Genomic DNA, 19,002 nt, shown 5'->3' on the forward strand with positions numbered 1-19,002 from the left:
ATGGTAAAATACAAAATTGAAGGTTACAGGACTCGGTACCTTTCGTTTTTTTACAATACAGGGAATCCAAAAAACTGTTTATTTGTTTCAAGTAAGCGTTGACAAACGGGGAGGTCAATCAAAGACTCATCTGTGCCAGGTTGGATATCAAAATGAGAAACATTTGGATTGATACTATAGTGCGGTTTCAAAAGTTTGGATAGAGGTGCTTCATGTATAAAAGCAGAATTTGGAAAAATAAAATGAATACATATGAAATATACTATCGAGACAAGAATCAAAAAACCGTTGGAAGAAGTTCTTGAGCAATTCCATGAGCCTTCGAACTATATGAAATGGATGCCTGGAATTATCAGTCATCAAGTAACTTATGGTAATAACAGGGAAGCTGGCTCTAAATCAATATTCAAATTTAAGGTGAATGGAAGGGATTTTGAAATTGAGGAAAGGGTCCTAAAAAATGAGGTACATGAAGTTGTTGCCGAATTTGTTTCAAATGGAACGATAAATACCCAAACCACTCAATTTTCCAAAATAGATGCCAACAATACCAATTATATCGTCAACGAATCATTCAAATTACATGGGTTTATGAAAGTAATAGGATTTTTAATGCCCGGATCCTTCAAAAAACAGACCAAAGAGTTCGTGGAGGCCTTCAAGAACTTTGCAGAAAACAGATAATAGGATGGGCGAAGGGCAGCTATCAATAATAAAGGAACAATTATCCAACTTGAGACCAATTTTAAAATCGCCAAAGAAAGAATGAAAAAAAACGGTATTCTCTGGATAAGCTGGCCCAAAAAATCATCGAAAATAGAAACCGAACTTGACAAGTTCTACATATTGGAATATGGGCTTGCGAATGGATTGGTCGATACAAAGGTAGCGGCAATCGATGAAAACTGGAGCGGACATAAATTCGTTTACCGTGTTAAAGACAGAAAACAATAAAATCATGAAAAGAACAGGGTTATTTTTACTTATTTGCTTTATTGGATTCCAAACCATCTTTGCCCAAGATTTTTTCGGTAAAGTATCGGGAAATCTTTGGGAAGGCACAGGGGAGTTATTGGGAAGTGAGGCCACTTTTCGTATGGAATGGGAACAGATATTAGATGGTAAATTTTACCAACTGAGTTTCCAAAACCAACGAGAAGAATCAAAAGAATTTATTTTCAAAGCCATTGGCGTTTACAAAAAGAATGAAGACAATTTGATTAGTGGTACTTGGTTTGATTCAAGAGGGTTCTCATTTCCTCTCAAAGGTGAGGTTTCATCCGATAAGCTCATTATATTTTGGGGTTCACCTGAACTTGAAGAAGGAAAAACCATTTACACCATTAAAAACGATTCTACCATTTCTGTAGAAGATTATATTTTAAAAGATGGTGAACTAATAAAATTTGGAAACGCCAATTATGCACCAAACGATTAGATGGAAGCTTTGTTTGAAATCAAAGCCTAGCAAGGTGTTCTCATATCTGACCAGCACGGAAGGAATAGAGAAGTTTTGGGCGGAAAAAGCGGAAAAAAAAGATGGACATATTCAGTTTTCATTCCCGAACAAGCAAGTTTATAAGAGCAAAATTCTAAATCAAGAGGCAAACAAAAACTTCCGAATAGAATACTTTAACTCTATTGTTGATTTTAATCTTTCTGAAAACGAGCTAGGCGGAACGCTCATGGAATTGGTCAATTCCAATGTAGAACTAGAAGATTATCATGCTAATTATGCTGGCTGGGTGTCCGTGTTGATGACATTAAAGGCTGCTGTTGACTTTGAAGTAGATTTAAGAAACCATGATTCCCAAAAAACTTGGGATGATGGTTATATGGATAATTAAGTAAGTCTAGAAGTATAATGGAGTCTTTTTTGGCATAAGATTGTTTGAAAGCGAGCAAAACAAGATTTTGTGCTGAAAGTCCCAAATACTTACCCTTAAACTTAGTGCTGGATCCTGTTGGGATGGCATAGCGAATCGGGAGAATGAGCGAAAAATGCCATCCAAATAGGGCACTACTACTCTGCTTATTGAATTACTCGAAAGTTAACTTGAATTCTACTTTTTCATAAAAAATCTATCGATTCTATTGGGCTGAGCACATTTTTTAATAAAAAATGACTTGTACGGGATATTTGCAATATTGACTATTATCCAAAACGAGTCAAACAAGGCGAATTAAAGTGAAGTTTTTGATTTTTACTGTAAAAATCACCTGATTTTACTGAGCTGGGCGCATTTTTACATTAAAAATGATTTAATGTAATATTCAATGCATAGCTTAATCAATTGAAAAACAATAAAATAAAATATCATAACATCGCATAGCGTGTTATCCTCTTGCTATTCCAAACCACTCCTTATCGTCGTCGTTTAGAATACAATTCAAAAACGGAAATAAACAAATTTTAGCAATACTCATTTAAAGCACTTTTTGATTTAATCAGAAGAATCTCAAAGTATCCTTGAATTTACAACTAGGGTTTTGAAATGGGTCTGAACTTTTGGCAAAGGTTAAGATGTAAGATGGAATAAAAATGCTCATTAATTTCTATTTCAACTGACCAAATATCAATATCTGTTTGGTAATTCCTGTTTCCATCGATAAGTTTATATACCATGAAATCTTTGCAGTTGGACTTTATCAGTCGATTGATGGATTCTTCGTAGAGTAATAGAGCTTCTTCATCCATGCAGAGGAGATAGGTAATGTTATTCTCCATAGTTCAGTTTTAATCACAAATCGGATATTTTGTTGTCGTTGTTTTAAACTTTTACTGACAATACTACGAAAAAAATCACGCACCACAATGCGTAATTCATTAATTGGGATTTGATGAAATTCCCATCATGACCCAGAAAGAGCTTGAGAAAAGGAGAAAATTGATAGGTGAACGTATAAAGGAACTAAGGTTAGGTTCTGGATATACTAGTTATGAGACTTTTGCAATTGATAATGGTTTTTCAAGGCGTGGTTACTGGGCTTTGGAAAATGGCAGTAATTTCAAGATTGATACCCTATCAAAAATTACTACCATTCATGGAATAACCTTGGAAGAATTCTTTAAGGGTATAAAGTGATATTTTCAAACAGACAGTTTTAGTTTTCGACTTTACCTTTATCCTTTGCCTTAGAGATTTCATTCTGCTGTATTTTTTCCTTCAATTGTTCCATTTCATCAGCAATCTTGCTATCAAGAACCTTGGCATAGATTTGAGTGGTTTTCAAGGAACGATGTCCTAACATTTTACTGACCGTGGAAATGGAAACCCCATTGGATAGGGTGACCGTTGTTGCAAATGTATGTCTGGCCAGATGTGTAGTAAGGTTTTTATGAATTCCACATACATCGGCAATCTCTTTAAGGTAAGCATTCGATTTTTGATTGGTCAGAACAGGCAATATTCCTTTGCCATCTACCACATAAGGATGTTCGTTATATTTTTCAATGATAGCTTCGGCAGTTGGGAGCAAGGGAATACTACTTATCGCCTTGGTTTTCTTTCGTGGCATTTTTATCCATCTATCCCCGTTGATTCCGATTACAATATGTTTTGATTGTAATTGTTTGACATCTGAATAGGCCAATCCCGTATAACAACAGAAAACAAAAATATCCCTTACCAAATCAAGACGTGGCAAGAAAGACTTTTTGTTTCTTAGGGTGTCAAGTTCCTCTTGGGTCAAGTACTGCTTTTCTTTTGTTTTCCAACTTGCTTTCCAATGAAAGAAAGGGTCTTTGGTAATCCATTCATTGGCATATGAAATACGGATAATCTTTTTAAAATTTACTATATACTTAATAGCGGTATTGTGGTCGCAATTTCGTTTAGATTTCAAAAAGAACTCTAACCCAGAAATGAACTTGTGATCAACCCTACGGACGGGAATGTCGTTTCTATGGTAGTTATGCTGAATATATTCCGAAACGTGTTTATAAGCTGCTTTATAACGTTGTAAAGTTCCTTTTGTGAAACCTTTGCCCAACAAACTTTCCATTTCATCATTGTGTTCCTGGAAGATTTCCAGAACCATATGCTCCTTACCTTCCTTACCCAAATAGATGTTTTTGATAATAGTTGCTGAAATATCAGCTCTTTCTTTTAAAAGGGAATCGTAAATATCGTAGAGCCTGTTCTTAACGTTGTCCAAAAACCTATTGAAATTGGATACCTCTGAGCTCGTTCCCCTTAATTTTGCCCCTCGTGAATCCCATCTGTGTTCATCTACCCTTCGGCCTAGACTAAACTCACTGCGTTTACCATTAATGGTTACACGAGTATAAATCATGGCTTTTCCATCAGTGTCTGACTTTAATTTTTTAGGGTAAAAAAGGATGTTTAGTTTTCCGTACATCGGTGAGTGTTTTGAAATACTCACCAGAAGGTATAAAAAACAAATGTTAAAATTTCTTTGTAAAGATTTCTTTAACAGTTGATTACAGTGATTTTGGTGAGTGTTTTTTTAAGGGTAAAAGACGCACCGAATTACTCACCTTTTTAATGGTTTTAAATGTTAATTTTTGGCATTAAATAAAATGAAAAAGCCCGTAAATCATTGATTTACAGGCTTTATGCTGAAATTTAATAAATTTTCAGCGGTCTGGACGGGACTCGAACCCGCGACCCCCTGCGTGACAGGCAGGTATTCTAACCAACTGAACTACCAGACCAATGATTTTATCTCGATAACTCCCGATAGCTATCAGGGCGGGACTCACGCAACAGCGTGATTCAAATCTTGTTCAAATGCTTTTGATAAAGCGAGGGCAAATATACATTTACAATTTCATTTGCACAAAATATTTTTATCATACGAACTTCTGCCGTTCGACCATAAAGGTGTTGAGTATCTTCGAAAAATCAGAACGCACATCGGCTTCTACATACTTTATTTGATACTGCATGCATTTCAATTTCAAGGCATCTATGTACGCCTTCACCTTTGTCATATAGGCTTGCTTTATATTGTCTGCATATAAATCGATATGTTGGCCAGTTTCAACATCTATAAATCGTTTGGGAGCATTGTCAAAATCAAAATTCAGTTCATGCTGCCAGTCCATAAGGTGAAAAAGCACCACTTCGTGCTTGTTATACTTTAGATGGCGAAGTGCCTCGAACAGCTTGTCTTCTTCCACTTCTGTCTGAAACATATCAGAGAACAGAAAAATAAGGCTCCTTCTATGTATTTTTTCAGCTATCTGGTGAAGATAATGATAGGTTCGGGTTTTCTTGCCCGTATTTTTTGAGGCCGTGGTCGAATTCAGTGTAGACAACAACATCTGAAAATGGCGTTCGCTACTTTTTTCCTTTATAAAGAATTCATAGTCATCGGAATATATGCTCAATCCAACAGCATCACGCTGTTTTTTTAAAATGTTCATCAACGCTGCAATGGCCAATACCCCGAAACCGATCTTGTTAAGGTTGTCAAGGTGCATTTGGCCCACCTTTGGGTAATGCATCGATGCCGAATTGTCCAATATCATATGGCATCTGAGATTCGTCTCTTCTTCATAGTGTTTGGTGTACAGCTTGTCGGTTCGGGCAAAGAGTTTCCAATCGATATGTTTGGTGCTTTCCCCTATGTTATAGATTTTGTGCTCGGCAAACTCTGCAGAGTAACCGTGGAAAGGACTTTTATGTATACCGCTTATGAAGCCTTCGACCACTTGGCTGGCCAAAAGCTCTAGATTCTGGAACAGTTTTGCTTTATGAAGTTCTGATTTGATGTCCATATCGATACCAATATAAACGAAAAAGGTCTGGCTTTCACCAGACCTTTTCTAAAACTTTTCGTAAACTATCTTAAAGCAATGCATCAATGGCATCGGTATATACCTTTTTGGGCGATACCCCTACCTGTCGGGTAACTATCTCGCCATTTTTAAAGACCAATACCGTAGGAATGTTGCGCACTCCATATTTTGCCGCATACTGTTGATTGGCATCTACATCAACCTTGCCCACAACAGCTTTGCCGTCATATTCTTCACTTACCTCATCGATAATCGGACCCACCATTCTACAAGGTCCGCACCAAGCGGCCCAAAAATCGACCACTACGGGCTTATCACTTTTTAATACCACTTCGTCAAAAGTCGCATCTGTTATTTCTAGTGCCATATGTACTTATTTATTGTTCGCAAATTTAGTCAAATATCGATGAGTTTCCTTACTGATGGTGAATTCGTTTTGATTATGAGGTCATTGGCAAAAACTATATTCAATTGAGCTTATAGTGCACCTCTTGTTCTTCGAGCACTGAAAGCAATTCACTCGAAATGTTCACTTTCTGTTTTCTGCTTGAAAGGTTGAGCTTGATTTCATCTTTCATTTCATAGATCACAAAATTCAACGGGTGTTTCCCTTTGTACGAACGCAACGTATCTTTCAGGTCTTTGATACGCTTTTCTTGTAAGCGATCTATGTCAAGTTTAATGGTGAGCTTTTTGGCATACGCTTCCATCACATCTTGCAATTGCCTGAAATCGTTGTATTGAAGCCTAGGCTCTCCTTTTTTGCCCGTTTCCCGGCTTACCCACCCTTCCCGCACATATACTTTTACATGAACAAAAGAATTGATCATCAAAAAATGCCTGAATTTCAGATATTCCTCCCCAAAAATCTTGAACTCGTGAGAGTCGGTATAATCTTCCAAAACAAAGATGCCCCAACCTTTTCCATTCTTCGACAAGCGGTGCTGCACATCGGTAATGACCCCGGCAAAGGTCAGTTCGCGGTTCACATATGTTTCAAGGTCATCATTGAAAATAGAGATTCCCGTATTGCAGAACGCATCGATCTCTTTTTTGAAATCATCTAAGGGATGGCCCGAAATATAAATGCCCACTACTTCTTTTTCTCTTCGCAGTTTTTCCATGGTGCCCCATTCTTCACAAGGCGGAACCGTAGGTTCGGGTATTTGTACCTCACTGGCATCACCAAATAGGCTTACTTGGGATGAATTTTCATTTTCTTGGAACTTCGCCCCATACCTGATGACCTTTTCCAAAAAACTGATGGCATCGCTTTCTTGATGAAAATACTGCGCGCGATGGGTGCCCCCGAACGAATCAAAACCACCGGCCAAGGCCAAATTCTCAAATGCCTTTTTATTGGCAGCCCTCAGATCTACGCGCTTGGCCATATCAAAGACCGAACGGTAAGAGCCGTTTTCTTTACGTTCGTCAACAATGGCCTGTACCGCTGAGCGACCAACGCCCTTAATGGCGCCCATACCAAAACGGATGGCATTGTTTTTGTTCACCGCAAATTTGTAGTATGACTCATTGACATCTGGGCCCAATACCTCAAGACCCATACGTTTACATTCTTCCATAAAGAACGTGACCTGTTTGATGTCGTTCATGTTGTTCGACAGTACGGCGGCCATATACTCAGCTGGGTAATGCGCCTTTAAATAAGCCGTCTGATAAGCAATGTACGCATAGCAGGTCGAGTGGCTCTTGTTGAAAGCATACGAGGCAAACGCCTCCCAATCTTTCCAGATTTTTTCAAGAATTTCCTTCGGATGGCCATTCTTCTCACCACCTTCAATGAATTGGGGCCGGTATTTTTGTAGTAGGGCGAAAATCTTTTTTCCCATGGCCTTTCTCAGTCCATCGGCATCGCCTTTTGAAAAATTGGCCAACTTTTGTGAAAGTCGCATCACCTGTTCTTGATAGACCGTAATGCCGTAGGTATCCTTTAGAAATTCTTCCATTTCAGGAAGGTCATAAGAAATTTCCTCCTCACCGTGCTTACGGGCAATAAAACTGGGTATGTATTCCATTGGCCCTGGCCGGTACAGTGCATTCATGGCGATCAGATCGTCAAAGACCGTTGGCTTCAGATTCTTGAGATGCTTTTGCATACCTGGTGATTCGTACTGGAATATGCCTACCGTATCACCACGCTGAAAGAGTTCATAGGTCTTTTCGTCATCAAGGGGAAATTCATCGGGCACCAACCCAACACCGGTGCGGGCCTTGACGATCTTGACCGTATCTTTGATGAGCGTGAGCGTCTTCAAGCCAAGGAAATCCATTTTCAACAGGCCAGCACTTTCGACCACTGAATTGTCGAACTGGGTCACATAAAGATCGGAATCTTTGGCCGTGGCCACGGGCACGAAATTGGTGATGTCATCTGGCGTGATGATAACCCCACAGGCATGTATGCCGGTATTGCGAAGAGAGCCCTCCAACACCCGGGCCATGTTCACGGTTCGACCTTCCAAACCTTCTGTTTCAGATATATTGAGCAGTTCATTGACCTTTTGCATTTCATCGGCCCTGAACATTTTTTTCAACTCAGATTCTTCTTTACCGAAAATCTTGTTCAGCTTGCCCATTGTAGGAATCAACTTGGCCAAACGATCGGCATCGTTCAGCGGCAGATCCAACACCCTGGCCGTATCGCGAATCGAAGATTTTGCGGCCATCGTGCCATAGGTAATGATTTGGGCCACTTGATTGGCACCGTATTTTCTGATGACATAGTCCATTACCTTACCACGGCCCTCATCATCAAAATCAATATCGATATCGGGCATCGATACCCTATCGGGATTCAAAAACCGCTCAAAGAGCAAATCATACTCCAACGGGTCGATATTGGTGATCTTTAAGCAATAGGCCACTACCGAACCTGCTGCCGAACCCCTGCCCGGCCCCACAGAGACCTCCATGTTTCTCGCTTCGCGGATGAAATCTTCAACAATCAAAAAATAGCCTGGATAACCAGAGTTCTCGATGGTCGCCAATTCAAAGTCAATGCGCTCCCTTACTTCATCCGTAATCTCACCATACCGCTCTTTGGCCCCTTCATAGGTGATGTGCCGTAAGTAGGCGTTCTCGCCTTCTCGATAGCTATCGGCACCTTCGGCAACCTTGAACGCTTCAGGAATATCGAATTTGGGCAGCAGTACATCCCTCGCCAATGTGAAAGGTTCAATTTTGTCAATGATTTCCCGTACGTTGAAAATCGCTTTGGGCAAATCTTTGAAGAGCGTCTTCATTTCTTCGGCAGACTTGAAGTAGTATTCTTCGTTGGGCAGCCCATATCGATAGCCACGACCACGGCCTATGGGAGTCGACACCTTTTCGCCATCTTTGACACATAGCAAAATGTCATGGGCCTCGGCATCTTCTTTTTTGCCATAATAAGTGTTATTGGTGGCCACCAATTTGACACCATGCTTTTTTGAGAGCTCGACAAGAACTTGGTTGACACGATCTTCGTCTTCTTGGCCATGACGCATGATCTCGAGATAGAAATCCTCACCAAATTCCGATTTCCACCAAAGAAGAGCTTCCTCGGCCTGTTTTTCACCTATGTTCAGAATCTTGTTGGGCACCTCGCCATAGAGGTTTCCCGAAAGCACAATGAGGTCTTCTTTATACTTTTTGACGATGTCTTTGTCGATACGGGGCACGTAATAGAACCCATCGGTATAAGCAATCGATGCCATCTTCGCCAAGTTGTGATAGCCATTCTTGTTTTTGGCCAGCATAACGATTTGATGACCATAGTCTTTTACGTTCTTATTGGTATGGTCTTCACAAACAAAAAACTCACAACCGATGATAGAGACCAATTCACTTTCGTTAAAAGCTTCACCTTTTTCTTCGGCCTCTTTTCTTTTTTGACTGATGGAGGCATTATGGGCATTCACTTCCCTCACAAAGTGAAAGGCCCCCATCATATTGGCATGGTCGGTCAGCGCAACGGCGGGCATTTTAGCTTCGATTGCCCGTTGAACCAACTCTTTGGTCGACATGGTCGACTGCAGTACCGAAAATTGGGAATGATTGTGCAGGTGCACAAAATCGGCATCTTCCAATTTCTTGATATTCTCATCAAGCTCTGTTTGTGAAATGCCCCCAGTATCATTTGCCCAAAGGGCATCCGCAATTTTTTTGGATGCTTCCTTCAGGTTGATGTGCTTCAGTCCGATGAGCTGTATCTCTTGTGGATTTTCTTCTGAAAACCGATCAAAATAATCGGGCTGCACGTCGAGCTGCTCTTGGGTATATTGACGTTTTCTAATGAGTTCTAAAAAACAGCGCGCCGTGGCCTCTACATCGGCAGAGGCGTTATGGGCTTCGGCAAATGGTTCCCCGAAAAGATATTCATGCAATTCGGTCAGGTTCGGAAGCTTATACTTACCGCCCCGCCCGCCAGGTAGCTGGCAAAGCTCTGCCGTATGTTCGGTACACGTATCGAGAACAGGTAACTCTTGTAACGAATTTTGAATATCCATTCGATGAAACTCACAGCCCATGATATTGATATCGAAATCAACGTTTTGGCCCACTACAAATTTGGCCTTGGCCAACGCTTCGTTGAACTTTTCGAGCATCTCTTTTAGCGGTACACCTTCTTGTTCGGCCAATGCGGTCGAGATACCGTGTACCTGTTCAGATTCGTAGGGAATATTAAATCCGTCAGGTTGTATCAAAAAGTCTTGCTGTTCTACCAAACGCCCCATGTCATCATGCAATTGCCAAGCAATCTGCACGCATCTTGGCCAGTTGTCGGTATCGGTGATAGGGGCATCCCAACGTTTGGGCAATCCAGTGGTCTCGGTATCAAAGATCAGGTACATAGAAGTGTTTTATGCCATCAAAAAGCAGCGAATAAAAATAGCCAAAACCTCTATTCTGAAAAAAAGGAGTTTTGAGGAGTTATCAACTGACAAAAACTTCTTTGAAACATTGTGGAATTCAGTATTTAATGTATTTTTGCATCCGCTTTCAAAAGAAAGCTTTTAAAGAATTAATAACCAGGGTCGGGCACCCTACAAATTAATGTGATATGCCAGTAAAGATTAGATTGCAACGCCACGGTAAAAAAGGAAAACCCTTCTATTGGATCGTTGCCGCAGACTCCCGGTCAAAAAGAGACGGTAAATTTTTAGAGAAGTTGGGCACTTACAACCCCAACACCAACCCGGCTACCATCAACCTAAATGTCGATGGTTCGGTAAAATGGTTGCAACATGGTGCACAACCCACCGATACGGCCAGGGCGATTTTAAGCTATAAGGGCGTTTTGTTGAAAAAACATTTGTTGGTAGGCGTGGCCAAAGGAGCTTTTTCTGAAGAAGAGGCCGAAAAAAAATTCAATGCCTGGGTCGAGGAAAAAGAAGCGGCCATTCAGGCCAAAAGAGATGGTTTGAGCAAGGCTGAAGCCGAGGCCAAAGCCAAAGCATTGGCGGCAGAAAAGGAAGTAAATGAAAAGCGTATTGCCGCTGCCCAGCCAGAGCCTGAAGCGACAGAAGGGGAAGCACCGGTCGAAGAGGCAGCCGCTACCGAGGTGACTGAGGCCACAACCACTGAAGAAACGGCAGAAGCTGTTGAAACTGCACCAGAAGCTGTCGAAGAAGCTCCCGCTGCTGAAGAAGCAAAAGAGGAAGCCGCTCCAGAGGCCAAGGCCGAGGAAGCTGCCAGTGCTGAAGAGGAATAAATTTTTTGACAATGCGCAAGGAAGATTGCTTCTACCTGGGCAAAGTCGTTTCAAAATATAGTTTCAAAGGCGAGGTATTGGCAAAGCTCGATACCGACGAACCGGAGATTTACGAAAATATGGAATCAGTTTTTGTTTCGATGGGAAACAATCTGGTTCCATTTTTTATTGACCGTTGTCGATTGCACAAATCGGCACTCTTGCGTATCGATTTTGAGGACATCAAAGACGAAGCTGCCGCCGATGGCATTTTAGGGGCCGAGCTATATCTTCCGCTTGAAATGCTGCCACCCCTAACAGGCAACAAATTTTATTACCATGAGGTCATCGGGTTTACCTTGATCGACACCGTTCATGGCAATATCGGTATCATTACCGCCATCAACGATTCGGCCGCCCAAGTGCTCTTTGAGGCCGAAAAAGATGGCAGACAATTGTTGATCCCCGTTGATGATGATATCATCGTAAAGGTAGATCGTGAACAAAAGACCATTGAGGTGAACACCCCTGATGGTTTGATAGCCCTTTATTTAGCGTAAACAACTTCGAGGCAGGCCTGTCTACCGGATAGGTAGGCCTAGGAGCAACTTGCCCAACGGTAGTCAGGTTTTACATTTCGATTGTCGATTAAATCGACCACATTGCTATTTGTTTTTATATTTTTAGGACATTCCTTAAAAAAACCAATATGCTTCGTATTTCATTGCTCTCCCTGATTTTCGTTTTCTTGTTATCCTGTCAAGATGAAAAGAAGTCCTCCCCAAAAAAACAACTGCCCCCCAATATCGTAATTATTTTCACCGATGACCAGGGGTATCAAGATGTAGGTGTTTTTGGTTCGCCCAATATCGAGACCCCCAACCTTGACCAAATGGCGGCCGACGGGGTAAAACTGACACACTACTACGCGGCCCAAGCTGTTTGTTCCGCTTCAAGGGCGGCACTTTTGACCGGTTGCTATCCTAACCGCATTGGCATACACAATGCCTTGGGGCCCGACAATACACATGGCATCAATGCATCAGAGACCACTTTGGCAGAAATGCTGAAAGCCAAAGGCTATAAAACGGCCATTTACGGAAAATGGCATCTCGGCCATCACAAAAAGTTTCTACCGACACGGCATGGTTTTGACGAGTGGTTCGGTATTCCCTATTCTAACGATATGTGGCCCTATCACCCACAGCAAGGACCTATTTTCAATTTTCCCGACCTCCATTTATATGAAAATGAGGCGGTCATCGACACCTTGGTCGAACAGTCACAATTGACCACCCAGATCACAGCGCGAAGCGTTGATTTCATCAACCGAAACAAAGACCAGCCATTTTTTCTATACGTACCCCACCCACAGCCCCATGTACCCTTGTTCGTTTCAGATAAGTTCAAGGGAAAATCAGAAAGGGGATTGTATGGCGATGTCATCATGGAAATCGATTGGTCGGTCGGTGAGATCATGAAGGCCCTGAACAAAAACGGAATCGAAGAAAACACCATGGTCATTTTCACCTCAGACAATGGCCCTTGGCTATCGTACGGTAACCATGCCGGCAGCGCCCTGCCCCTTCGCGAGGGCAAGGGCACCGCTTGGGAAGGAGGCCAACGCGAGCCGTTCCTCATCAAATATCCCGATAGTTTGCCCACTGGAAAAACAATCGATGTGCCCATGATGGCCATTGACTTGCTGCCCACCATTGCCGAGGTGACAGGTGCCGAGCTGCCCAAAAAAATCATCGATGGAAAAAGCGCTTGGAAACTGTTGAAAGGCGAAAGCGACAAGAGTCCGCAAGAGGCCTATTTCTTTTACTATCGAGTGAACGAGCTTTTCGGCGTTCGCTACGGCAAGTGGAAGCTTTACTTTCCGCACCGTTACCGCACCATGAATGGGCAAGAACCCGGCAAAGATGGTCAACCGGGCCATTACCGGCATATTGAACTCGACGAAATTGAGCTCTATGATCTATCTACCGATGTCAGTGAGACCAAGAATGTAGCAGTCGAAAATCCGGAAGTAGTTGAAAAAATCAGGCTCTTGGCCAATGATATGCGCTCAAGATTGGGAGATTCCCTACTAGAATTGGAGGGTGCGGAGACAAGAGAACCTGGCAGATTGGATGAAACCTTTTAGGTTTAAGGAGTTTACGGTTCACCAAGACCGTTGTGCCATGAAAGTGGGCACCGATGGTGTGCTTTTGGGCGCTTGGACGAGCCTTGAAAACGAACCTGACACTATTTTGGATGTGGGCACGGGCACCGGACTCATTGCCCTACAGCTAGCCCAGCGCAGCTCGGCAAAGACCATTGACGCAGTTGAACTCGACGAACTTGCTTTTGAGCAGTGTGTCGAGAATTTCGAATCTTCGCCCTGGGCAGACCGATTGTTCTGCTACCATGCAAGTTTTAAGGAATTTGTGGAAGAAATGGATGAAGCGTATGATCTGATAGTTTCCAATCCCCCATTTTATTCTGAAGAGGTATCGAGTAGAAGCAAATCACGTGACAGTGCCCGGCAAAATCGATCACTGCCATTCAATGACCTGATTCATGGGGTATCGAAACTACTTTCGCCCACTGGAAGTTTTGCGACCATCGTTCCCCATAAAGAAGAAACCCGATTGATCGGATTGGCAGTTGAAAACCATCTTTTTGTGCATAGCATAACCAGGGTGAAAGCCACTGCGAATACCGAAGTAAAACGCAGCTTGCTACAGTTTTCACGTGTCGAGGCCAAAACTATGATCGATGAATTGACCCTAGAAACCGATAGCCATCGCTATACCGAGGAATACATCTCGCTAACCAAAGACTTTTATTTAAAAATGTAACATTTCGTTCGAAAAGTGTTGTATTTGATTCCTACCTTTGAACTGAGAATCCACTTGTGGATCAAAAGATTTCCGTTTTGCCTTCGACCATGACCAAGGTGACCTACGGGAATGATAAATAAAACTATTTTATGAAGCCTGATCTGTTCGAAGCCCCCGATTACTATACCCTAGATGACTTACTGTCTGATGAGCACAAACTGGTTCGTGATGCGGCCCGTCAATGGGTAAAACGCGATATTTCGCCCATCATCGAAGAATACGCCCAGAAAGCGGAATTTCCAAAACAGATCATTGAGGGGCTGGCCGAGATAGGGGCTTTTGGCCCTTACATTCCGGTAGAATATGGCGGTGCAGGGCTTGACCAGATAAGTTATGGGCTCATCATGCAAGAAATCGAGCGGGGCGATAGTGGTGTTCGATCGACCGCTTCGGTACAGTCGTCATTGGTGATGTACCCCATCTTTGCCTACGGCACGGAAGAACAACGAAAAAAATACCTGCCTAAATTGGCCACGGGCGAGTGGATGGGTTGCTTCGGATTGACAGAACCCAACCATGGCTCCAATCCGGGTGGTATGGAGACCAAGTTTAAGGATATGGGCGACCATTATCTTTTGAACGGGGCCAAATTATGGATCTCAAACTCTCCCTTTGCCGATGTGGCCATCGTTTGGGCAAAAAATGAAGAAGGCCGTATTCATGGCTTGATCGTAGAACGTGGGATGGAAGGTTTTTCAACCCCTGAGACCCATAACAAATGGTCGCTTCGCGCTTCTGCGACCGGTGAGCTCATTTTTGATAACGTCAAAGTGCCCAAAGAAAACCTTTTGCCGGGCAAAAGTGGACTGGGCGCCCCCTTGGGCTGTCTTGATTCTGCCCGCTACGGCATCGCATGGGGTGCCATTGGTGCGGCCATGGACTGCTATGATACCGCCTTGCGCTATGCCAAAGAACGCACCCAATTTGGCAAACCCATCGCCGCTTTTCAGCTACAGCAAAAAAAGTTGGCCGAAATGATCACTGAAATCACCAAGGCACAGCTATTGGCCCTTCGATTGGGGCAACTGAAAAATGAGGGACGGGCCACCACGGCCCAAATTTCAATGGCCAAGCGTAACAATGTCGATATGGCACTCAAGATCGCCCGTGAAGCCCGACAAGTCTTGGGAGGTATGGGCATTACCGGTGAGTATAGTATCATGCGCCATATGATGAACTTAGAGAGTGTGATCACCTACGAGGGCACCCATGACATCCACCTGCTGATCACGGGTGCAGATATTACGGGGATTCCGGCATTTAAATAGTTTCACCGACCTTTTCAATTGTCACCTTAATGGATTTACTGATGGGCGTACGGCTCCCCTCGGCAAATTCATCGATGGGCACCAACAGGTTGGTCTCTGGGAAATAGGCAGCGCAATTGCCCTCGGGTATATTATAGGGAATGGCCAGAAACTGTTCGGCCCTGCGTTCGACCCCATCGTAATTGCTGACCAAATTCAATGCTTGTAATGGTTCGATGCCTCGCTTTTGCATGTCAGTGGGATTCAAAAAAATCACCCGCCGCTCATTATAGATCCCCCGATAGCGATCGTGCAATCCGTAAATGGTGGTATTGAACTGATCGTGTGAACGAATGGTCATCAGCAAGAGTTCATCGTCTTTCAATTGAACTCCCGATAACTTATTTACGGTAAGCTGGGCCTTACCATTGGGCAATTTGCTAAAATCACGTTCACGAACATTGTTGGGTAGGTAGTACCCGTGACCTTTTGAACGTGTGCTCGTATCGTTAAACCCCTTGACGGTTTTGTCGATCAATTCTCTGATGGCTTCATAATCATGGGCAAGTATCGCCCAAGGCATGGTATGCTTTCCGCCGAAATAAGCATCCGCCAGCATCCCGATAATCTCGGGTTCACTTTTTATATGTTCTGATGCGGGTTTTAGCAGACCTTTGCTCTGCCGCACCTTGCCCGTACTGCTCTCCATGGTCATAAATTGCAATTTCCCCTTTTTTACATCTTTTTCTGAACGGCCATAGGTGGGCAACATCAAAGCCGTTTCTCCAGTGACCAAATGGCTTCGGTTCAGTTTGGTGCTTATTTGAACGGTGAGCTTGCAGTTCTGGATCGCCCGTGCCGTATAGGCCGTGTCAGAGGCAGCCATTACAAAGTTTCCTCCCAAGCAAATAAAAACCTTGCCACTGCCCTCATGCATGGCTTTGATGGCCCCAACAGTATCATGGCCCGCTTTCTGTGGAGGGTCAAACCCCAAGTGCTCCGAAATTTTTTGGTTGAGCTCTTTGCTCACATAATGCATGATACCAACACTTCGGTCGCCCTGCACGTTGCTGTGCCCCCGAACGGGACAGGTACCCGCAAAGGGTTTGCCCAGCGCTCCTTTGAGCAATAAGATGTTGACGTATTCTTGAATGGTTTCGACCGCATTCTTGTGCTGGGTGATGCCCATGGCCCAACAGATGATAATGTTCGACTTGCAGGCTAACAAGGCCACGGTCTCCTCAATCAACTTTAGCGGAACACCGGTTCGCTCTAAAAGTTCGGCTTCTTCAAATGTTGTCAAATCGGTAAGCAAGGCTTCATACCCATCTACATATTTTTGAATGAAACCATGGTCAAATACCCCACCCTCTCTGGCATCTAACGCGGCCAACTTTTTTAAGATCAATTTGGCCAGGGCAATATCTTCATTGATTTTCACCTGCAAATGAATATCGGCAATGGCGGTGCCACTGCCCAATAGGCCACTCACTTTTTGGGGGTTCTTGAACCGCACCATGGCCGTCTCTGCCAAGGGGTTGATACTAATTACCTTACCCCCGTTTTTCTTGCATTTTTCCAAGGCCGAGAGCATGCGGGGGTGGTTGGTGCCCGGATTTTGCCCAACGACCAAGACCACATCGGCCCCATGCAGGTCGTCTACTTTTACCGAGCCTTTTCCGATGCCCAAGGTTTTTGATAAGGCCAGGCCCGATGATTCGTGGCACATATTGGAGCAATCGGGCATATTGTTGGTACCATAAGCACGGGCGAACATACCGTACAAAAAGGCCGCTTCGTTACTGGATCTGCCCGAGGTGTAAAAAATGGCTTCATCAGCATGCTTTAGACCTTTCAATTCTTTGGCTATAAGTTGATAAGCATCTTCCCATGCAATGGGTTCATAATACACGCTGCCCGGGCGTAATACCAAGGGCGCTACCAAACGCCCAAATTTGTTGAGTTCGTAGTCACTTAATCGAGATAGTTCTTCAACGGAATGTCTTGCAAAAAAATCGGCACCTATCTTTTCGGTCGTTGCCTCATCGGCCAGGGCCTTGGCCCCATTCTCACAATACTCGGCAATCTTGGACGGATTTTCTGGTACGGGCCAGGCACAACTGGGGCAACGAAAACCATCTTCTTGGTTCATGTCCAACAAGGCTTTCATCGAACGCACAATGCCCATTTCCTTGGTACCATGTCGCAGGGCTTCTTTGACACCCGACAATCCGGCGGAGGTCTCCATGGGCTCTTTTAGCTGTAGGCCCGTGAACTTGATATCGCCCGTCAAAGAGATATTTCGTTGGAGTCTTGCGTTGCTAGGCATGTTTGGCTTCTGTTTTTTTCAGAAAGTTATTTGTTATTGGTTAAAAGTTAACTAGGCAATTTCTTGTTTTATAAAAACTTATGGATTTCCAATCCACTATATGTTTTTTTCTTCATGTTTTGTCCATCAACTTCGGATTGGGATAATTGTCTGATTGGTCTTCCATGGTATTGTCTAAACAAGTGAAGTCTTTTTCCAACAATAAATACAGTTCATTTTGATAATGCTCAAAACCGACCCTGTCATTTTCAAACCAATCTTGGCCCAAGGCCTTCGGAAGAAAAAGGGTAATGTTTCCATTTTTGAATTCAGCCTGCATTTGGGTTGTTTCAACATCCATACGAACAGCATATTCAAAAGTGGCATTCCCAAAATGGGTCTGTGCTATGACATGCCCCTGTTCACAAAGCTGTTTGACTTCGGTTTGGGTCAAACGAAAACGAACGGAATTGCCCTTGATTCTAATTTTCATCTGTATAAAATTTTTAAGTTGTTGAATGCTAATGTCTTAGAAATTTTATTCGTTTTGGTGGGTTAATTTCTCAATGAAAAAAACTATGCTCATTTCATGTGTTCAAAAATTCTGTCTTTGGTTTAAAATACGATAAATAACCGCTTCTTTCTTATCTACCTTATAATGAATGGAGTAATTGAACTGTTCAAAATTTAAAATACGAATACCTCTATACTTCACTTGAAATGAATGGGGCGTTGTCTTTAAAAATTGAAGCTGTCGCGCAAAGTCGTTTAAAAACGCTCTCGACAAGCCCTTTGAAGCAAAATAGCATTCAGCGACATGAAGTTCAACAGCAGCTTCCTTGAGCATTTGGACTTTAAAGCCCATACTTTTTCTCTATCTCTTCAATAGGAATGTATTCTGCTTTTCCGTCTGCCACGCGTGCCAGCATTTCATCCATCATTGCTTTGTATTCCGCAGAGGGAGATTCCAATTTTTTGGCCGTTTCCTCTAGCGTATGTTCCAGATAACTTTTTAAGGAACGTTTTTGTTTTTTGGCTTCAGCCTCTAGAATTTGTAGGCTTTCAGCATCCATATCGATTAATTTTCTAATCTTTTTCAA

19 protein-coding genes and 1 tRNA gene are annotated in these 19,002 nt (G+C 43.0%); 10 read left to right on the forward strand and 10 right to left on the reverse strand.

The window, feature by feature from the left end:
• Nucleotides 1–252 precede the first annotated feature (252 nt).
• The 4 genes from L0P89_RS05290 (at nt 253) to L0P89_RS05305 (ending at nt 1,847) form a co-directional block, all read left to right on the forward strand.
• Nucleotides 253–684: an SRPBCC family protein gene (locus tag L0P89_RS05290; RefSeq protein WP_235267365.1), complete on the forward strand. Its 432-nt coding sequence runs from the start codon at nt 253–255 to the stop codon at nt 682–684.
• 81 nt (nt 685–765) lie between these two features.
• Nucleotides 766–954, forward strand: a complete 189-nt coding sequence (locus L0P89_RS05295) for a hypothetical protein (protein ID WP_235267366.1) — start codon at nt 766–768, stop codon at nt 952–954.
• Between the two features lie 4 nt (nt 955–958).
• The gene (locus L0P89_RS05300) at nt 959–1,438 is read left to right on the forward strand and encodes a hypothetical protein (protein ID WP_235267367.1); all 480 of its coding nucleotides are present in this window, start codon (nt 959–961) and stop codon (nt 1,436–1,438) included.
• Entirely contained in the window at nt 1,422–1,847 is a 426-nt protein-coding gene (locus L0P89_RS05305) for an SRPBCC domain-containing protein (RefSeq protein WP_235267368.1), read from the forward strand. The genes L0P89_RS05300 and L0P89_RS05305 overlap by 17 nt, the downstream gene beginning before the upstream one ends.
• A 635-nt stretch (nt 1,848–2,482) precedes the next feature.
• Here the strand turns inward: L0P89_RS05305 and L0P89_RS05310 are convergent.
• On the reverse strand, nt 2,483–2,728 hold the full coding sequence (locus tag L0P89_RS05310; protein ID WP_235267369.1) for a hypothetical protein: 246 nt from the start codon (nt 2,726–2,728) through the stop codon (nt 2,483–2,485).
• Nucleotides 2,729–2,855: 127 nt separating this feature from the next.
• On the opposite strand from L0P89_RS05310, the gene L0P89_RS05315 reads away from it, so the two are divergent.
• Nucleotides 2,856–3,086, forward strand: coding sequence for a helix-turn-helix domain-containing protein (locus L0P89_RS05315; protein ID WP_235267370.1), 231 nt, complete (start codon nt 2,856–2,858; stop codon nt 3,084–3,086).
• Between the two features lie 19 nt (nt 3,087–3,105).
• On the opposite strand, the gene L0P89_RS05320 is transcribed toward L0P89_RS05315, so the two are convergent.
• The 5 genes from L0P89_RS05320 to dnaE all read right to left on the reverse strand — a co-directional run bounded on the left by L0P89_RS05320 (nt 3,106) and on the right by dnaE (nt 10,620).
• Nucleotides 3,106–4,362: a site-specific integrase gene (locus L0P89_RS05320; protein WP_235267371.1), complete on the reverse strand. Its 1,257-nt coding sequence runs from the start codon at nt 4,360–4,362 to the stop codon at nt 3,106–3,108.
• Nucleotides 4,363–4,604: 242 nt separating this feature from the next.
• Nucleotides 4,605–4,678, reverse strand: a tRNA-Asp gene (locus tag L0P89_RS05325).
• Nucleotides 4,679–4,816: 138 nt separating this feature from the next.
• A complete protein-coding gene (locus L0P89_RS05330) occupies nt 4,817–5,746 on the reverse strand; it encodes a DUF58 domain-containing protein (protein ID WP_235267372.1) in 930 nt (309 codons plus the stop codon).
• A 70-nt stretch (nt 5,747–5,816) separates the two neighbouring features.
• Nucleotides 5,817–6,134, reverse strand: coding sequence for a thioredoxin (trxA, locus tag L0P89_RS05335; protein ID WP_235267373.1), 318 nt, complete (start codon nt 6,132–6,134; stop codon nt 5,817–5,819).
• Between the two features lie 100 nt (nt 6,135–6,234).
• Entirely contained in the window at nt 6,235–10,620 is a 4,386-nt protein-coding gene (gene dnaE, locus L0P89_RS05340; RefSeq protein WP_235267374.1) for a DNA polymerase III subunit alpha, read from the reverse strand.
• A 209-nt stretch (nt 10,621–10,829) separates the two neighbouring features.
• Between dnaE and L0P89_RS05345 the strand changes: the two genes are divergently transcribed.
• The 5 genes from L0P89_RS05345 (at nt 10,830) to L0P89_RS05365 (ending at nt 15,615) form a co-directional block, all read left to right on the forward strand.
• Nucleotides 10,830–11,480: a 30S ribosomal protein S16 gene (locus tag L0P89_RS05345; RefSeq protein WP_235267375.1), complete on the forward strand. Its 651-nt coding sequence runs from the start codon at nt 10,830–10,832 to the stop codon at nt 11,478–11,480.
• Nucleotides 11,481–11,491: 11 nt separating this feature from the next.
• Entirely contained in the window at nt 11,492–12,019 is a 528-nt protein-coding gene (rimM, locus tag L0P89_RS05350; RefSeq protein WP_235267376.1) for a ribosome maturation factor RimM, read from the forward strand.
• A 149-nt stretch (nt 12,020–12,168) separates the two neighbouring features.
• Nucleotides 12,169–13,608, forward strand: a complete 1,440-nt coding sequence (locus L0P89_RS05355; RefSeq protein WP_235267377.1) for a sulfatase — start codon at nt 12,169–12,171, stop codon at nt 13,606–13,608.
• Nucleotides 13,595–14,305, forward strand: coding sequence for a tRNA1(Val) (adenine(37)-N6)-methyltransferase (locus L0P89_RS05360; protein ID WP_235267378.1), 711 nt, complete (start codon nt 13,595–13,597; stop codon nt 14,303–14,305). The genes L0P89_RS05355 and L0P89_RS05360 overlap by 14 nt, the downstream gene beginning before the upstream one ends.
• 131 nt (nt 14,306–14,436) lie before the next feature.
• Entirely contained in the window at nt 14,437–15,615 is a 1,179-nt protein-coding gene (locus L0P89_RS05365; RefSeq protein WP_235267379.1) for an acyl-CoA dehydrogenase family protein, read from the forward strand.
• Here the strand turns inward: L0P89_RS05365 and L0P89_RS05370 are convergent.
• The 4 genes from L0P89_RS05370 to L0P89_RS05385 all read right to left on the reverse strand — a co-directional run bounded on the left by L0P89_RS05370 (nt 15,608) and on the right by L0P89_RS05385 (nt 19,002).
• Nucleotides 15,608–17,923 (reverse strand): FdhF/YdeP family oxidoreductase, encoded by a 2,316-nt coding sequence (locus L0P89_RS05370; protein WP_235267380.1) that lies wholly within the window; start codon nt 17,921–17,923, stop codon nt 15,608–15,610. The two genes, L0P89_RS05365 and L0P89_RS05370, sit on opposite strands and share 8 nt — an antisense overlap.
• Nucleotides 17,924–18,035: 112 nt before the next feature.
• Nucleotides 18,036–18,395, reverse strand: coding sequence for a DUF7009 family protein (locus tag L0P89_RS05375; protein WP_235267381.1), 360 nt, complete (start codon nt 18,393–18,395; stop codon nt 18,036–18,038).
• A gap of 102 nt (nt 18,396–18,497) precedes the next feature.
• The gene (locus L0P89_RS05380; protein ID WP_235267382.1) at nt 18,498–18,767 is read right to left on the reverse strand and encodes a type II toxin-antitoxin system RelE/ParE family toxin; all 270 of its coding nucleotides are present in this window, start codon (nt 18,765–18,767) and stop codon (nt 18,498–18,500) included.
• Nucleotides 18,757–19,002: a hypothetical protein gene (locus L0P89_RS05385; RefSeq protein WP_235267383.1), complete on the reverse strand. Its 246-nt coding sequence runs from the start codon at nt 19,000–19,002 to the stop codon at nt 18,757–18,759. Before L0P89_RS05385 ends, L0P89_RS05380 begins: the two co-directional genes overlap by 11 nt.

Origin of the sequence: Muricauda sp. SCSIO 65647, from assembly GCF_021534965.1 — a bacterium.
Lineage (GTDB): Bacteria > Bacteroidota > Bacteroidia > Flavobacteriales > Flavobacteriaceae > Flagellimonas_A.

Excerpts from the sequence above, each read along its gene's own strand:
- L0P89_RS05290 (WP_235267365.1), top strand. The coding sequence starts at position 253 with ATGAAATATACTATCGAGACAAGAATCAAAAAACCGTTGGAAGAAGTT.
- L0P89_RS05295 (WP_235267366.1), top strand. The coding sequence starts at position 766 with ATGAAAAAAAACGGTATTCTCTGGATAAGCTGGCCCAAAAAATCATCG.
- L0P89_RS05300 (WP_235267367.1), top strand. The coding sequence starts at position 959 with ATGAAAAGAACAGGGTTATTTTTACTTATTTGCTTTATTGGATTCCAA.
- L0P89_RS05305 (WP_235267368.1), top strand. The coding sequence starts at position 1,422 with ATGCACCAAACGATTAGATGGAAGCTTTGTTTGAAATCAAAGCCTAGC.
- L0P89_RS05310 (WP_235267369.1), bottom strand. The coding sequence starts at position 2,728 with ATGGAGAATAACATTACCTATCTCCTCTGCATGGATGAAGAAGCTCTA.
- L0P89_RS05315 (WP_235267370.1), top strand. The coding sequence starts at position 2,856 with ATGACCCAGAAAGAGCTTGAGAAAAGGAGAAAATTGATAGGTGAACGT.
- L0P89_RS05320 (WP_235267371.1), bottom strand. The coding sequence starts at position 4,362 with ATGTACGGAAAACTAAACATCCTTTTTTACCCTAAAAAATTAAAGTCA.
- L0P89_RS05330 (WP_235267372.1), bottom strand. The coding sequence starts at position 5,746 with ATGGACATCAAATCAGAACTTCATAAAGCAAAACTGTTCCAGAATCTA.
- trxA (WP_235267373.1), bottom strand. The coding sequence starts at position 6,134 with ATGGCACTAGAAATAACAGATGCGACTTTTGACGAAGTGGTATTAAAA.
- dnaE (WP_235267374.1), bottom strand. The coding sequence starts at position 10,620 with ATGTACCTGATCTTTGATACCGAGACCACTGGATTGCCCAAACGTTGG.
- L0P89_RS05345 (WP_235267375.1), top strand. The coding sequence starts at position 10,830 with ATGCCAGTAAAGATTAGATTGCAACGCCACGGTAAAAAAGGAAAACCC.
- rimM (WP_235267376.1), top strand. The coding sequence starts at position 11,492 with ATGCGCAAGGAAGATTGCTTCTACCTGGGCAAAGTCGTTTCAAAATAT.
- L0P89_RS05355 (WP_235267377.1), top strand. The coding sequence starts at position 12,169 with ATGCTTCGTATTTCATTGCTCTCCCTGATTTTCGTTTTCTTGTTATCC.
- L0P89_RS05360 (WP_235267378.1), top strand. The coding sequence starts at position 13,595 with ATGAAACCTTTTAGGTTTAAGGAGTTTACGGTTCACCAAGACCGTTGT.
- L0P89_RS05365 (WP_235267379.1), top strand. The coding sequence starts at position 14,437 with ATGAAGCCTGATCTGTTCGAAGCCCCCGATTACTATACCCTAGATGAC.
- L0P89_RS05370 (WP_235267380.1), bottom strand. The coding sequence starts at position 17,923 with ATGCCTAGCAACGCAAGACTCCAACGAAATATCTCTTTGACGGGCGAT.
- L0P89_RS05375 (WP_235267381.1), bottom strand. The coding sequence starts at position 18,395 with ATGAAAATTAGAATCAAGGGCAATTCCGTTCGTTTTCGTTTGACCCAA.
- L0P89_RS05380 (WP_235267382.1), bottom strand. The coding sequence starts at position 18,767 with ATGGGCTTTAAAGTCCAAATGCTCAAGGAAGCTGCTGTTGAACTTCAT.